This window comes from Roseospira navarrensis (assembly GCF_009601025.1).
In the GTDB taxonomy this organism is placed as follows: domain Bacteria; phylum Pseudomonadota; class Alphaproteobacteria; order Rhodospirillales; family Rhodospirillaceae; genus Rhodospira; species Rhodospira navarrensis.
On the sequence record NZ_WIVE01000081.1, the window covers coordinates 1 to 14,856 of the forward strand.

General features: G+C 68.2%; 14 protein-coding genes and 1 pseudogene. 6 read left to right on the top strand and 9 right to left on the bottom strand.

What is annotated here, in order from left to right; all coding sequences use genetic code 11:
- Positions 1-60 precede the first annotated feature (60 nt).
- Positions 61-384 carry an MCP four helix bundle domain-containing protein gene (locus tag GHC57_RS17095; protein ID WP_153346491.1) on the bottom strand — a complete coding sequence of 108 codons (324 nt, stop codon included), beginning with the start codon at positions 382-384 and terminating at the stop codon, positions 61-63.
- 473 nt (positions 385-857) lie between these two features.
- Between GHC57_RS17095 and GHC57_RS17100 the strand changes: the two genes are divergently transcribed.
- Complete coding sequence (locus GHC57_RS17100; protein ID WP_153346493.1) at positions 858-1,397, top strand: DUF4347 domain-containing protein; 540 nt, start codon at positions 858-860, stop codon at positions 1,395-1,397.
- Between the two features lie 160 nt (positions 1,398-1,557).
- Here the strand turns inward: GHC57_RS17100 and GHC57_RS17105 are convergent, their stop codons facing one another.
- Together GHC57_RS17105 and glmM are read right to left on the bottom strand one after the other, a co-directional pair.
- Positions 1,558-1,776 carry a dodecin gene (locus tag GHC57_RS17105; RefSeq protein ID WP_153346495.1) on the bottom strand — a complete coding sequence of 73 codons (219 nt, stop codon included), beginning with the start codon at positions 1,774-1,776 and terminating at the stop codon, positions 1,558-1,560.
- A gap of 105 nt (positions 1,777-1,881) precedes the next feature.
- Complete coding sequence (gene glmM / locus GHC57_RS17110; protein WP_153346497.1) at positions 1,882-3,243, bottom strand: phosphoglucosamine mutase; 1,362 nt, start codon at positions 3,241-3,243, stop codon at positions 1,882-1,884.
- 167 nt (positions 3,244-3,410) lie between these two features.
- Between glmM and carB the strand changes: the two genes are divergently transcribed.
- Together carB and greA are read left to right on the top strand one after the other, a co-directional pair.
- On the top strand, positions 3,411-6,656 hold the full coding sequence (gene carB / locus GHC57_RS17115) for a carbamoyl-phosphate synthase large subunit (protein WP_153346499.1): 3,246 nt from the start codon (positions 3,411-3,413) through the stop codon (positions 6,654-6,656).
- 128 nt (positions 6,657-6,784) lie between these two features.
- Positions 6,785-7,258: a transcription elongation factor GreA gene (greA, locus tag GHC57_RS17120; protein ID WP_153346501.1), complete on the top strand. Its 474-nt coding sequence runs from the start codon at positions 6,785-6,787 to the stop codon at positions 7,256-7,258.
- Between the two features lie 56 nt (positions 7,259-7,314).
- Here greA and GHC57_RS17125 read toward each other — a convergent pair whose 3' ends face one another.
- From GHC57_RS17125 to GHC57_RS17135, 3 genes are read right to left on the bottom strand one after another with little or no spacing between them, the layout of a single operon-like run.
- Positions 7,315-7,809 carry a glycosyltransferase gene (locus GHC57_RS17125; protein ID WP_153346503.1) on the bottom strand — a complete coding sequence of 165 codons (495 nt, stop codon included), beginning with the start codon at positions 7,807-7,809 and terminating at the stop codon, positions 7,315-7,317.
- On the bottom strand, positions 7,806-8,288 hold the full coding sequence (locus GHC57_RS17130; protein ID WP_153346505.1) for a glycosyltransferase family protein: 483 nt from the start codon (positions 8,286-8,288) through the stop codon (positions 7,806-7,808). Before GHC57_RS17130 ends, GHC57_RS17125 begins: the two co-directional genes overlap by 4 nt.
- Before the next feature lie 13 nt (positions 8,289-8,301).
- Positions 8,302-9,684, bottom strand: a complete 1,383-nt coding sequence (locus tag GHC57_RS17135) for a nucleotide sugar dehydrogenase (RefSeq protein WP_153346511.1) — start codon at positions 9,682-9,684, stop codon at positions 8,302-8,304.
- Positions 9,685-9,907: 223 nt separating this feature from the next.
- Here GHC57_RS17135 and GHC57_RS17140 point away from each other — a divergent pair, with 223 nt between their 5' ends.
- Together GHC57_RS17140 and GHC57_RS17145 are read left to right on the top strand one after the other, a co-directional pair.
- On the top strand, positions 9,908-11,110 hold the full coding sequence (locus GHC57_RS17140) for a pyridoxal phosphate-dependent aminotransferase (RefSeq protein ID WP_153346514.1): 1,203 nt from the start codon (positions 9,908-9,910) through the stop codon (positions 11,108-11,110).
- Positions 11,111-11,129: 19 nt separating this feature from the next.
- On the top strand, positions 11,130-11,963 hold the full coding sequence (locus GHC57_RS17145; RefSeq protein WP_153346516.1) for an RNA methyltransferase: 834 nt from the start codon (positions 11,130-11,132) through the stop codon (positions 11,961-11,963).
- Here the strand turns inward: GHC57_RS17145 and GHC57_RS17150 are convergent.
- Positions 11,960-13,222 (bottom strand): M16 family metallopeptidase, encoded by a 1,263-nt coding sequence (locus GHC57_RS17150; RefSeq protein ID WP_153346518.1) that lies wholly within the window; start codon positions 13,220-13,222, stop codon positions 11,960-11,962. The genes GHC57_RS17145 and GHC57_RS17150 overlap by 4 nt on opposite strands.
- A gap of 133 nt (positions 13,223-13,355) precedes the next feature.
- Positions 13,356-13,769 carry a hypothetical protein gene (locus tag GHC57_RS17155; RefSeq protein WP_153346520.1) on the bottom strand — a complete coding sequence of 138 codons (414 nt, stop codon included), beginning with the start codon at positions 13,767-13,769 and terminating at the stop codon, positions 13,356-13,358.
- A gap of 233 nt (positions 13,770-14,002) precedes the next feature.
- Between GHC57_RS17155 and nth the strand changes: the two genes are divergently transcribed.
- The gene (gene nth / locus GHC57_RS17160; protein WP_425500694.1) at positions 14,003-14,647 is read left to right on the top strand and encodes an endonuclease III; all 645 of its coding nucleotides are present in this window, start codon (positions 14,003-14,005) and stop codon (positions 14,645-14,647) included.
- 18 nt (positions 14,648-14,665) lie between these two features.
- Here nth and GHC57_RS19650 read toward each other — a convergent pair.
- Positions 14,666-14,856 (bottom strand): annotated as a pseudogene (locus tag GHC57_RS19650) (IS110-like element ISEc32 family transposase); the annotation flags it as partial.

Below are 14,856 nucleotides of genomic sequence, written 5' to 3' on the forward strand. Positions count from 1 at the left end.
GTTCACGTTATGTTCTACGCCGTTTCAGGCCACCTGTCACCACATGATGTGGTCCCGGACTCAAAGGGATAAGCCTTTTTCATCGATCTGCGCTTCCGATTGCGTTTTTTCCTCGGGCGAGACGTTGGCGGCCGTGAGGGAAATCAGTTCATAAAGACGAAGGTGCGTCTCCGTCATGTTTTCCTTGATCTCAGAGATCCAGTTGATCTCCTTAATGTTCCTGTCAAATAACTGGTGTGTATCCTTGCGAACCTGAAGCAGGTTTGAGGCCGAAATTGCAATGATTGCTGCCAGGATTGCGAGTGCCAGCGCCGAGATCATGCCAATCTTCCAGATGACGGGAAGATTGTAAACGGTTCGCAACATTATCGGTTCTCCTGTCATGTCCGCGCCTTCTGCGCGATGGGCGCGGCGAGCACGTTCATAAATCGCAACCCCAATACACGTCACAGTTTACAGTTGCCAGCCCCATTGGCCGTGTACGAATAGAAGCATAATTATTGAGTGCTGGAAACCTATACAAACGTCGGGGTGGCGCCCCATGCGGCGGGCCCGATCGAACCGCCTGGGGCGCAGTCTTTGATATATCGCAGATATGAGATCGCGGAAAAATAGGTATTTCGAGCCCTTTTGGCCCAGAATAATTACTAAAAGGTGTTGTATTTGCCGCTGAGGGGTCCCACGGCCGCGCCGGGGCCCTGGCCGACCGACCGGCCGGACGAGCGTTCCGCTGGCGGTCCGTCGCCCCTGGATCTATAGTTTTATGGAGGTGTGTTGCGGTCGCGTCCGTCACGGTGCGGGGCGGGCGCGCGCGGTCCCATCCGGTCCGGTCAGACGAACGACAAGGGAGGCTCAAGATGGGGTTCGGGGAAGAGGTCTACGCAATCGACGAGACAACGGCCAACGGCGGCGTGGACTACGTCGGCTGGATCGAAAGCGCCATCACCATCGGCGAAGTGAACTTCACCAACGTCGATACGTTCGTCAGCGCTGTGTTGAGCCATATCGGCCCCCGGTTCATGTCGCTGCTGCACATCCAGGTGCATGGATCGCCGTCCGGCGCCCGCTTCGGCGCCAACTGGGTCAGCGACACGACCTTTCCCACCTACCGCGCGCGATTCGCCCGTCTGACCAGTCACTTCTCGCAGAACGCCTGGGTGGACCTGCGCGCCTGCAACGTGGGCCAGAACCTGACCCTCATGCGCCAGTTCCACGGCCTGTGGGGGGTGGGGATCGTGGCCGGGCGGGGCCGCCAGAACAACGTGCTCGACATGAACATGGGCCGCTATCAGATCATCCACCCGGACGGACGCGAAGAGACAAGCATCTTCTGTCCGCCCTGGGTGAAGTACGACGCGGGGCGCCGCATGGCCCGCGAGATCACGAGCCGGCTTTAATCCCACCGGCATCTGACGATGACCGTTGGAGTCCGGGGCCGGTGCCGCCCTGGCGCCGCTTCGCGGTGCCATTCGTTCAAGCAGGAGCGCGCAAAGGGCGCCCGGGGCGGGTGAGTCACACTCGCCCGCCGCTTGTACAAGCCCCCAGCGGGCGCAGGGGTCAGGACCCGGCGTCCTCCAGCGTGAATCCGATGCGCAGGGTCACCTGATAGTGGCCGACGCGACCGTTCTCGATATGGCCGCGCGTCTCCATGACCTCGAACCAGCGCAGATTGCTCAGGGTCTGGCCGGCGCGGTTCACGGCGGCGTTGATCGCGTCCTCGATGCTGGTGGTCGAGGAACCGACGACTTCGACGATCTTGTAGACGTGGTCGCTCATGGCGGGACCTCCCGTGCTGGCCTGAAACAAGGATGGGAGTCAGGCAACGCAGGGGGCGGGCGCGGGGTTCCGCCAAGAAGGAGGGGGGCGGCGCGGGAGCCGGGACTACACCCCCGCCGCGGCCTTGATCGCCTCCACGATGTCGTCCACCACGCCGCTGACCGCCGACTCGTCGGTGCCCTCGGCCATGACGCGGATCAGGGGCTCGGTGCCGGACTTGCGGATCAGCACGCGGCCGTCGCCGTTGAAGCGGGCCTCGCCGGCGGCGATGGCGTCCTGGACCTCGGCCAGCGCCAGAATGTTGGCCGGGTCCTGGCCGCCCTGCACCCGCACATTGCGCAGCCGCTGCGGCAGGGGATCGAAGGCATGCAGCAGTTCGCTGGCGGGCCGGCCGGACTGCACCAGCGCCGCCAGCACCTGCAACGCGGCCCCCAGACCATCGCCCGTGGTGCCCAGGTCCGACATGACGATGTGCCCGGACTGCTCCCCGCCCAGGTTGAAGCCGTCGGCCCGCATGCGCTCCACCACATAGCGGTCGCCGACCGGCGTGCGCTCCAGCGTGAGCCCGAGACCGTGCAGGAAGTGCTCCAGGCCCAGGTTCGACATGACCGTGGCCACCACGCCGCCGCCCGCGAGCCGGCCCTGGTCGCGCCACGCCCGGGCGACCACGCCCAGCACCTGGTCGCCGTCCACCAGCGCCCCGGTTTCGTTGGCGAGCACGACGCGGTCCGCGTCGCCGTCCAGCGCGATGCCCAGGTCCGCGCGCCGCTCCAGCACGGTGCGGCGCATGGCGTCGGCATGCTGAGAGCCGACCTCGCGGTTGATGTTGAAGCCGTCCGGATCGACCCCGATCGGGATGACCTCCGCGCCCAGCTCCCACAGCACCGTGGGCGCGACCCGATAGGCCGCGCCGTGGGCGCAGTCCACCACGATGCGCAGGCCGTCCAGGCGCAGCCCGCGCGGGAAGGTGGCCTTGACCGCCTCGATGTAGCGGCCCGGGGCGTCGTCCAGGCGGCGGGCCCGGCCCAGGTCGGCGGCCGGCACGCGGGTCTCGTCCAGGCCGTTGGTCATCAGGGCTTCGATGTCGGCCTCGGTCTGGTCGGACAGCTTGAACCCGTCCGGGCCGAAGATCTTGATGCCGTTGTCCTCGAAGGGGTTGTGCGAGGCCGAGATCATCACCCCCAGATCGGCGCGCATGGACCGGGTCAGCATCGCCACCGCCGGTGTGGGCAGCGGGCCCAGCAGCACCACATCCATGCCCACGGCGGTGAACCCGGCGGTCAGCGCGGGTTCCAGCATGTAGCCGGACAGCCGGGTGTCCTTGCCGATCACCACCGTGTGCCGGTGGTCGCCGCGCTTGAACTGGGCGCCGGCGGCCATGCCCAGGCGGAGCGCCATGTCGGCGGTCATGGGCGGCGTGTTGGCGGTGCCGCGGACACCGTCGGTTCCGAACAGGGTACGGGTCATGGGTGTGGCTCCGGTCTGCCTGGGCGCGCATTGCGAACGCGGTCAGGGGCCGGTCTTAAAGACGGGGTCTGCCCCCATCAAGGGGAATGTCCAAAGCCGAACACCTGTGCTAAGACGCGCTCGCTTCCGTGTGTGCGACGTTCCCCAAGGCCTGACAGAAGAGTCCCATGCCCAAACGTACCGATATCCGCAGCATTCTGGTCATCGGCGCCGGTCCCATCGTGATCGGTCAGGCCGTCGAGTTCGACTATTCCGGGGCGCAGGCCTGCAAGGCGCTGCGATCCGAGGGCTACCGCGTCATCCTGGTCAATTCCAACCCGGCCACGATCATGACCGACCCGGAGACGGCCGACGCGACCTATATCGAGCCCATCACCGCCGAGATCGTCGAACGGATCATCGCCAAGGAGCGGCCGGACGCGCTGCTGCCCACCATGGGCGGGCAGACCGGCCTGAACACCGCCATCGAGCTGGCGGACCTGGGCGTGCTGGACAAGTACGGCGTCGAGATGATCGGCGCGCGCCGCGACGTCATCGCCAAGGCCGAGGACCGCCTGCAGTTCCGCGAGGCCATGGACGCCATCGGCCTGGAAAGCCCGCGCAGCCAGCTCGTCCACGACATGCACGAGGCGGCCCGCGCCGCCGACGAGATCGGCCTGCCGGTGATCGTGCGGCCGTCCTTCACCCTGGGCGGACACGGCGGCGGCATCGCCTACAACCGCGAGGAATACGACCGCATCGTGGCCGCCGGTCTGGCCGCCTCGCCGGTGCATTCCGTGCTGGTCGAGGAGTCGGTGCTGGGCTGGAAGGAGTTCGAGATGGAGGTGGTCCGCGACAAGGCGGACAACTGCATCATCGTCTGTTCCATCGAGAACGTGGACCCCATGGGGGTGCACACCGGGGACTCGATCACCGTCGCGCCGGCGCTGACGCTGACCGACAAGGAATACCAGATCATGCGCGACGCCTCGATCGCGTGCCTGCGCGAGATCGGGGTGGAGACCGGCGGCTCCAACGTGCAGTTCGCGGTGAACCCGCAGACCGGCCGCCTGGTGGTGATCGAGATGAACCCGCGCGTCTCGCGCTCGTCGGCGCTGGCGTCCAAGGCGACCGGGTTCCCCATCGCCAAGGTCGCCGCCAAGCTGGCGGTCGGCTACACGCTGGACGAGCTGTCCAACGACATCACGGGGGTTACGCCGGCGTCGTTCGAGCCGACCATTGACTATGTGGTCACCAAGCTGCCGCGCTTCACCTTCGAGAAGTTCCCCGACACCGACCCCATCCTGTCGTCGTCCATGAAGTCGGTGGGCGAGGCCATGGCGATCGGCCGCACCTTCGCCGAGAGCCTGCAGAAGGGCCTGCGCTCGCTGGAAACCGGGCTGACCGGCTTGGACGAACTGGTGATCGAGGGCGCCGAGGGGCCCGAGGGCAAGGACGCCATCCGCGCCGCCCTGGGCGCGGCCCGGCCGGAGCGGATTCTCACCATCGCCCAGGCCATCCGCCACGGCCTGACCCTGGAGGAGATCCGCGCCGCCTGTCACTACGACATGTGGTTCCTGGAGCGCATCAAGGAGATCGTGGACGAGGAGGCCCGCCTGCGCGAGCACGGCCTGCCGACCAGCGCATCCGAGATGCTGCGCGTCAAGAAGATGGGCTTCTCCGATGAACGGCTGGTCACCCTGACCGGCAAGACCCTGACCGAAGTCACCTTCCGCCGCCAGGTGCTGAACGTGCATCCGGTCTACAAGCGGATCGACACCTGCGCGGCCGAGTTCCCGTCGCAAACGCCCTACATGTACTCGTGCTACGAGGGCAACGGGTTCGAACCCGCCGAGTGCGAGGCCGATCCCACCGACAAGACCAAGGTCATCATTCTGGGGGGCGGGCCGAACCGAATCGGCCAGGGCATCGAGTTTGATTACTGCTGCGTGCATGCGGCCTACGCTCTGTCGGAGGCCGGCTACGAGACCATCATGATCAACTGCAACCCGGAGACGGTCTCCACCGACTACGACACGTCGGACAGGCTGTACTTCGAGCCCCTGACGGCCGAAGACGTGGTCGAGGCGGTCCGTCGGGAGCAGTCCAAAGGGACCGTGCTCGGCTGCATCGTGCAGTTCGGCGGTCAGACCCCGCTGAAGCTGGCCCGCGCGCTGGAGGCGGCCGGGATCCCGATCCTCGGCACCTCGCCCGACTCCATCGATCTGGCCGAGGACCGCAAGCGGTTCCAGGGCATGCTGAACGAGCTGGACCTCAAGCAGCCCAGCAACGACACGGCCACGTCTCTGGACGAGGCCCGCGCCATCGCCGGGCGCATCGGCTACCCGGTCGTGATCCGGCCGTCCTATGTGCTGGGCGGCCGGGCCATGCAGATCGTCTATTCCGAGGAAGGGCTTGAGCGCTACATGAAAACCGCCGTGCTGGTCAGCGGCACCAGCCCGGTCCTGATCGACGCCTACCTTGAAGGCGCCATCGAAGTCGACGTGGACGCCCTGTGCGACGGCACGGACGTGTATGTCGCCGGCATCATGCAGCACATCGAGGAAGCGGGTGTGCACTCGGGCGATTCCGCCTGCGCGCTGCCGCCGTTCTCCATCTCCGACGCGCTGATGGACGAGATGAAGGCCCAGACCCGCGCCCTGGCCAAGCGGCTGGGCGTGGTCGGCCTGATGAACATCCAGTTCGCGTTGAAGGACGACACCGTCTACCTGCTGGAGGTCAATCCGCGCGCCAGCCGGACCGTGCCCTTCGTGGCCAAGGCGACGGGCGTGCCGGTGGCCAAGCTGGCGGCCCGCGTGATGGCGGGCGAGGCCCTGACCGGCTTCGGCCTGTCGGAGCGCCCGCTGGGTCACGTGGCGGTCAAGGAGGCCGTGTTCCCCTTCGCCCGCTTCCCCGGCGTGGACATCGTGCTGGGGCCGGAAATGAAGTCCACCGGCGAGGTGATGGGCATCGACATCAGTCTGGACCGGGCCTTCGCCAAGTCGCAGATCGGCGCCGGGTCGGCCCTGCCGCTGGAGGGGACGGTGTTCCTGTCGGTGCGCGACGAGGACAAGATGCACATCGTCGAGGAGGCCCGCACGCTCACGGACCTGGGCTTCCGCATCCTGGCCACGCGCGGCACCGCCAGCCACCTGGACTCGCTGGGCATTCCGGTGGAAACGATAAACAAGGTGCGCGAGGGCCGGCCCCACTGCGTGGATGCGATGATCTCCGGCGGCATCCAGATGGTCATCAACACCACGGCCGGGATGCAGTCGCTCACGGACAGTTACGACATCCGCCGCACGGCCCTGATGCGGACGATTCCGCACTACACAACGCTTCAGGGTGCACGCGCGGCTGTACGCGGGATTGCCGCGCTCCGGCGGGAAAAGCTTGATGTAAAGCCGCTGCAATCCTATTTTAACGAATGAATTCCCCTGAGGTCATCCTTCAGGCGGGCCGCGCATGCGCCGGAACGCCGAGGAAGCTTTTGTCGCGTGACCTGTGATGACCGCCCGCCCGGTCCAATGTGGGGACAACGAACCGAGGGTTTCCGTCCATGGAAAAAGTGCCCATGACCGCCGACGGGCTGCGTAGCCTTGAGGACGAGCTGAAGACACTGAAAAGCACCGAACGTCCGGCCGTGATCCGCGCGATCTCGGAGGCGCGCGAGCATGGCGACCTGTCGGAGAACGCGGAGTATCATGCCGCGCGCGAGCGCCAGAGCTTCATCGAGGGCCGGATCACGGAGCTGGAGGACATCATCAGCCGGGCCGACGTGATCGATGTCTCGAAGCTGTCCGGAGACTCCGTGCGCTTCGGCGCCACCGTGACGCTGGCGGACGAGGACACCGACGAGGAGCAGACCTACCAGATCGTGGGCGTGCATGAAGCCGACCTGAAGGCGGGCCGCATCTCCATCAGCTCGCCGATCGCCCGGGCGCTGATCGGCAAGAGCGCCGGCGACACCGTCGAGGTCAAGGCGCCGGGCGGCAGCAAGTTCTATGAGGTCGTGACGGTCCGCTACGGCTGATCTCGGGGGGGGGGCAGGGCCGGATCTGACGTCCGGCCCGCTCTCACCGCGCAGGATCAGCGGTGGATTTCCGCGCGCAGGGCCGCGATCAACCGATCTTCCGCGAACGGCGTAATGGCGCCGCCCCCCATGGCGAAGCCGGTCTTCAGGGCCTCGTCCAGCCGCGCCGTCAGGTCCGCTTCATCCAGCGCCACATAGACGCCCGGGCGGTCGCCCAGCCGCATGGCCGTGGCGTACTGGTGGTCGTTGCGCTGTTCGCGCAGGGCGGCCCGGCGCGGCATCACGATGATCGGCTTCTGCAGGTCCATGGCCGTGATGATCGAGCCCATGCCCGCGTGCCCCACGATCAGCTTCGCCCGCGCGAAGGTGTCGCGGTAGACCGCGGGCGCCATGTAGCTTGTCCACTCGAAGTGCCGGGGTCGGTGCCCTTCCGGGCCGGGGTCGATGACCTGCCCGACCACGGGCACATCCGGATGGCGGGCGCACCACGCGTCCACGGGGCGCACCAGCCGGTCGAACGGATCCTGGGTGCCCACCGTCACGAAGATCATAGCACTGTCCCCGCGAACCGGGGGCCGTCCGGGGTGGACAGGCTCTCCCACTGGGTCAGCCAGAGCGTCGCGAAGCGCCCGGCCCGCTTGCCGGACAGGGACAGTTCCTCGCCGTTGGCCACGCTGTCGATCCAGACGGTGCGCATGCCCAAATAATGGCCCGCGAAGACGGCGAAGAAGCCGGGGGCCGCGCCGGTGGTCACGATCACGTGGGGCCGGAAGGTCACGAGCAGCCACAGCACGCCCAGGAACTGCCGGATCAGCCGCCATTTCTGCCAGCGGTTGGCCTCGCGCACGGTCCGGAAGCGGGGCACGGGCTGACCGCGCGCGGCGGCGTCCCGCATGACCTCCTCGCGGTGGCCGGCGTCCGTGGTGGCGTACATCACCGGGCAGCCGTCCCAGGCGGGGCGCAGTCGGCGCAGTTGCACCCAATGGCCGCCGGTGGAGGCAATGGCGAGAACGCGCCGGGTGGAAGCCATGCGGGTCCGTCCCCTAGGCCTTGAACACGTTGGTCATGGGCAGGCCGCGCCGGGCGAAGGCGTTGCGGGTGTCGATCACCGGAATGCCCAGCGCCGCGAGCCCGGCATAGTCGATGGCGTCGTGGTCGGTGGCGATCAGAACCGCGTGATAGTCCTGGCCGGGAACGGCCTCCATCGACACCGAGCGGCGGCCCATCAGCGCCATGTGCTGGCGCATCTTGGGAATCTCCGGGATGAGCGGGTCGAGGAAGTCCACCGTGGCGCCGTGGCGCAGCATGATCTCCATCAGTTCGACCGACGGGCTTTCGCGCATGTCGGCCACGTTCTTCTTGTACGTGATGCCCACCAGCAGCACGCGCGCTCGGCTCAGCCCGATGCCGTGGACCCGGTCCAGCACATCCCGCAGACGGCCGATCACGAAGGCCGGCATGGTGACGTTGATCTCGCCGGCCAGTTCGATGAAGCGGGTGGTGTGGCCGTACTCGCGGGCCTTCCAGGTCAGGTAGAACGGGTCGATGGGGATGCAGTGCCCGCCCAGGCCCGGCCCGGGATAGAACGGCATGAACCCGAACGGCTTGCTGGCGGCGCCGTCGATCACCTCCCACACGTCGATGCCCATGGCGTCGTAGATCACCTTCAACTCGTTGACGAGCGCGATATTGACGGCCCGGAACACGTTCTCGGTGATCTTGACGGCTTCGGCGGTGCTGGTGCCGGAGACCGGCACCACGGACTCGACCACGTTGCCGTAAAAGGCGGTCATCAGGCGGTTGGCGGCGGGCGAATCGCCGGCGACCACCTTCGGGATCGTGGCGGTGCGATACGAGGTGTTGCCCGGATCCTCGCGTTCCGGGCTGAAGCCCACCCAGAACGTGGCGTCGGCCACCAGCCCGCCCTCGGCGAGGATCGGGGTCAGCACATCGCGCGTGGTGCCGGGAAAGGTGGTCGATTCCAGGATGACCAGGGTGCCGGCGGTCATGTGCTGCGCCACCTGCCGGCCCGTGGTCTCGACGAAGTACAGGTCGGGCTCGCGGTGGGCGGTCAGGGGCGTCGGCACACAGATGACGATGACGTCGCAGTCGGCCAGCCGGGCGACGTCGTCCGTCCAGGCGACGCGGCCCTTGGCGGCGACCGCCTGCAGGGCGTCGTCCGAGACGGCTTCGATATAGCTGCGGCCGCCGTCCAGCGCCTGGATCTTGGTGCGGTCGATGTCCACGCCGAGGATCGGATAGCCCCTGTCGGCCACCGTGACGGCCAGCGGCAGGCCCACATAGCCGAGGCCGATGACGCCCACCGTGGCGGTGCGGTCCGCGATGCGGGCGGCAAGGCGGTCCAGAAGGCCCGCGTCGGGTCCGTCCGACGGGGCGGGACGCTCTTCGACGGTGGGGCTGGTCATGCCTGACGGTCCTTCCTGGCTGGCGCGGTCGGAGGTGCGGCGATCCCGTCCCGATCCGTCCCGCTTATACCGCAGCCTTTCCGGACCCGGCAAGCCAGGGTCCCGCCGGCCCCGCGCCGAGCACCGCCTTGCCCATCCGGCCGGGCGGCGTTACCGTGCGCGCCACGAGTCTCCCCACACCCTGCGCCGTCCTCGGCCCGTCCAGACCGGAAAGACCGCCGCCATGTCGATCCTCGCTTCGCGCCTGTCCGCCATCAAGCCGTCGCCCACCATCGCCGTGACCACCAAGGCCGCCGAATTGCGCGCGGCCGGCAAGGACGTCATCGGCCTGGGCGCCGGCGAGCCCGACTTCGACACGCCGGAGTCCATCAAGGAGGCCGGCAAGGCCGCCATGGACCGGGGCGAGACCAAGTACACCCCGGTCGCCGGCACCGTGCCCCTGCGCAAGGCCATCGCCGACAAGTTCCGGAAGGACAACGGCCTGACCTACACGCCGGACCAGATCACCGTCGGCTGCGGCGGCAAGCAGGTGCTCTACAACGCCATCATGGCGACGGTGGAGACCGGCGACGAGGTCATCATCCCCGCGCCCTACTGGGTCAGCTATCCGGACATCACCCTGCTGGCCGGCGGCACGCCCGTCTATGTGGCCTGTCCGGAGGAAACCGGCTTCAAGCTGAAGGCGGCGGACCTGGAGGCCGCGATTACGCCGAAGACCAAGTGGGTCATCCTGAACTCGCCCAACAACCCGACCGGCGCGGCCTATTCGGCGGACGAGCTGAAGGCGATCACCGACGTGCTGATGCGCCACCCGCACGTCTGGGTCATGTCCGACGACATGTACGAGCATCTGGTCTACGACGGCTTCGTGTTCGCCACCCCGGCCCAGGTGGAGCCCGGCCTCTATGATCGCACCCTGACCTGCAACGGCGTGTCCAAGGCCTACAGCATGACCGGCTGGCGCGTCGGCTACGCCGGCGGCCCGGTGGAACTCATCAAGGCCATCAACAAGATCCAGTCGCAGAGCAGCACGCACACGGCCTCCATCAGCCAGGCCGCCGCCCTGGAGGCCCTGACCGGCCCGCAGGACTTCATTGCCGAGCGCAACGCCATCTTCAAGCAGCGCCGCGATCTGGTCGTGGGCCTGCTGAACGACATGCCGGGCCTGTCCTGCCGCACGCCGGAGGGCGCGTTCTACGTCTACCCGTCCTGCGCCGGGGTGATCGGCAAGACCACGCCCCAGGGTCGGCGCATCGAGACCGACGGCGACTTCGTCACCGCCCTGCTGGAGGAACAGAACGTGGCCTGCGTGCAGGGCGAGGCGTTCGGGCTGTCGCCGTACTTCCGCATCTCCTACGCCACCGGGACGGAGAAGCTGGAAGAGGCCTGCCGCCGCATCAAGGCGCTATGCGAGAGCCTCTCCTGAGCGCCGGACGGGGCCTTCGATGACCGGGGATTTCGAGACAGCGGGGGGCGTCGGCGCGGCGTCCCCCGCGCCCGTGTTCGTGCTGGTGCGCCCGCAACTGGCGGAGAACGTCGGCACGGCGGCGCGCGCCATGATGAACTGCGCGCTCGGCGAGCTGCGGCTGGTGGCCCCGCGCGAGGACTGGCTGTCGGAAAAGGCGATCGCGGCGGCCTCGGGGGCGGAGAGCGTGCTGCGCCACGCGCGCGCCTATGACTCGACCGAGGCCGCGCTGGCCGACTGTCACCGGGTGCTGGCCACCACGGCGCGGCGGCGCGACCTCATCAAGCCCCTGATGACCCCGCGCCGCGCCGCCGGGGTCATGCGCGACGGCATCGCGGCCGGGCAGCGGGCGGCGGTGCTGTTCGGGCCGGAGCGCACGGGCCTGGAGAACGACGACGTGGCGTTGGCCGACGCCATCATCGAGGTGCCGTTGAACCCTGCCCACAGTTCGCTGAACCTGGCGCAGGCGGTGCTGCTGGTGGGCTACGAGTGGTTCCAGGCCGGCGTGGACCGGGCCCCCGAAGAGCTGGTCACCAACGGCGCCGAGGCGGCCGACCGGGCCATGCTGATGACCTTCTTCCGCCACCTGGAATCGGAACTGGATGCCTGCGGTTTCCTGCGCAATCCGGACAAGCGCCCCGGCATGATCCGGAACCTGCGCGCCCTGTTCCTGCGCGCCCAGCTCACCGTGCCCGAGGTCCGCACCCTGCACGGCGTGGTCAAGGAACTGCGCTGGGGCCGCCGCCCCGACCGCCCGAAACGCGCCGAGGGCGGCGTGCCGGCGGACTGGGCGGAGGGGCGGGAGTCGTCCTAGAACCGCGTCCGCATCTGCTCCAGCGGTTCCATGCCGTCGATGGCGCCCAGCACCGCCAGGGTGGGCGCGGTGGCGAAGATGCGATTGGCGACCCGCACCACGGTGGCCTCGTCCACGGCCTCGACGGCGGCCAGGACCTCGGCGTTTGAGATCGGGCGGCCGAACACCAGGATCTGCCGGGCCAGTTGTTCACAGCGGCCGCTGGTGCTTTCCTGGCCCATCAGGATGCCGGCCCGCAACTGGGCGCGGGCGCGGGCCACCTCGTCCGGCGACACCCGGGTGCGCACCTTGGCGATCTCCTCGCACAAGACGGGGGTGAGGGCGGCCACGTCCTCCGGCCCGGTGCCGGCGTACAGGGTGAACAGCCCGCCGTCCACGTAGGAGTTGGCGAAGGCGCTGACGGTGTAGGCCAGCCCGCGCTTCTCCCGGATTTCCTGGAACAGCCGCGAGGACATGCCGCCGCCGAACAGGGTGGCCAACACGGCGGCGGCGTAATAGTCCGGGTCGTCGTAGGCCACACCGTCGAAGCCCAGCACGATGTGGGCCTGTTCCACATCGCGGGTCTCGCGGTACTCGCCGCCGGTGTAGCGCGCGGTTTCGCCCTTGGCGGGCGGGTTGGCGTTCAGGGCGGTGAACTGCCCGGCCACCATGTCCACCAGGGCGTCGTGATCCACCCGCCCGGCCGCCGTGACCACCAGCCGGTCCGGACTGTAGTGGGCGCGCTGAAAGCCGCCCACCGCATCCGAGTCCAGGCGCTCGACGGTCTCCATGGTGCCCAGCACCGGACGGCCCAGCGGCTGGTTGCCGAACGCCGTGGCCTGGAAGTGGTCGAATATGATGTCGTCGGGGGTGTCGATGGACTGGGCGATCTCCTGCACCACCACGCCGCGTTCGCGCGCCAGTTCCTCGGGATCGAACACCGAGTGCTGCAGGATGTCGGCCAGGATATCCACCGCCAGGGGCAGGTCGTCCTTCAGCATCTTGGCGAAGAAGGCGGTGTGCTCGCGCGAGGTGTAGGCGTTCATCTGGCCGCCCACGTCCTCCATCTCCACCGCGATGTCGAGCGCGCTGCGCCGTCGCGTGCCCTTGAACGCCATGTGCTCCAGCATGTGGCACACGCCGTTCAGCGGCGCCGGTTCGTGGCGCGCGCCCACATCGGCCCAGACGCCGACGGATACCGTTTCGACCGTCTCCATGGGATCGGTCAGCACCCGCAGGCCGCCGGGCAGGCGGGTTTCCCGAATCTCCGGGGCTGGCATGTGGTCTCCTTCACCGCGAGAGGGAACCGGGTGCGGCCCGTCCCGACCCCGGACCGCCCCGATCGCGCGACCCTTGCCACGACCGGGCGGCCCGGTCAATGCGGCCGTGCGGCGACCGTCCGGCGCCGGCCGGTCACAGCCAGTCGGGCGCGTCCTCTTCCACCGGGAAGCCCTGCAGCATCTCCCGGGCCCAGTCGCACTCCTCGATGGTGGAGAACTCGCGCAACGCGACCTGCAGTTCCAGCGTGTCGGGAAAGCCGCTGCTCAGCAGAACACCGAAGACCTCGGCCGGGGTCACGCCGTTGGGCACCATCCAGTCTTCGCTGGAGTTGCCCAGGTTCCCCACCCATTTCTTGCGCCAGATACCGAACAGCCGGCCCTTTTCCGGATCGCGCCGCAGTTTTTCGGGCGCCAGCACCACGGCCACGTCGCGAACCTTGAAGTCCTCGGTGCGGTTCCAGAAGATCTCGACGTGCTTGGCGGGATAGCGGCCCGAGGGGCCGAGGTAGGCGGGGTCGAACAGCGGGTTGTCTTTCTCGTGCTTCATCGGAATGTCCCAGGCGGCCGACTCATGGTCCTGCGCCCCCGGCCCGGGCCGGAGCGCCACGGGGCGCAGTGCCAGAGCATGGGTTCCGCACCGGGCAGCGTCAACGGTCCATGGGCGCGCGGCCTTGCGTTCGGGCGCGGGCGGTGTAGGCTGCCCGCGCCATGACCGTCGAGCCCCCCGAACGTCCCGCCCGCGCGCCGAAGACCGCGCCGGACCCCCGCGCCGCGCCGCCGTTGCCGCCGGCGCGCATCGAAGAGATGTACGGCCGGCTTGCCGCCGCCTTGCCCGAGCCCAAGGGCGAGCTTGAGTACGTCAATCCCTTCACCCTGCTCGTGGCGGTCGTGTTGTCCGCCCAGGCCACCGACAAGGGCGTGAACAAGGCCACCCGGGGCCTGTTCGCGGTGGCGGACTCGCCCGAGTCCATGCTGGCGCTGGGCGAGGACGGGCTGAAGGATCACATCAAGACCATCGGTCTGTTCAACAGCAAGGCGAAGAACGTCATTGCCCTGTCGCGTGCGCTGATCGAGCAGCACGGCGGCCAGGTGCCGCCGGATCGCGATGCGCTGGAGGCGCTGCCCGGCGTGGGGCGCAAGACCGCCAATGTGGTCCTGAACATCGCCTTCGGCATGCCCACCATTGCGGTGGACACCCACATCTTCCGGGTGGCGAACCGGACCGGACTGGCCCCCGGCAAGACCGTGCGCGCGGTCGAGGATGCGCTGGAGGCCCGCACGCCGGAGGCGTTCCGGCTGCATGCCCATCATTGGCTGATCCTGCACGGGCGCTATGTGTGCAAGGCCCGCCGGCCGGACTGCGGAGCGTGCCCGATCGCCGACCTGTGCGCCTGGCCGGACAAGCCGGAGCCGGTCGGGGCTTGACGGGGTCGTGTCATCAACTCAGTTTGTGGCGGGTTCGGGCTGAGGCCGGAGGACCGCGTTTGCGATGGTGACGAGCTTTCTGGCAACGGCGAGGAGTGCGCCTTTTGGTGTCTTTTTGTTTCCGATAAGCCGTTCGTAGAAGGCCTTGAGGTCGGGGTTGTATCGCACGGCGGAGAGCGCGGCCATGAAGAGCTTGGATCGCAAGGCGC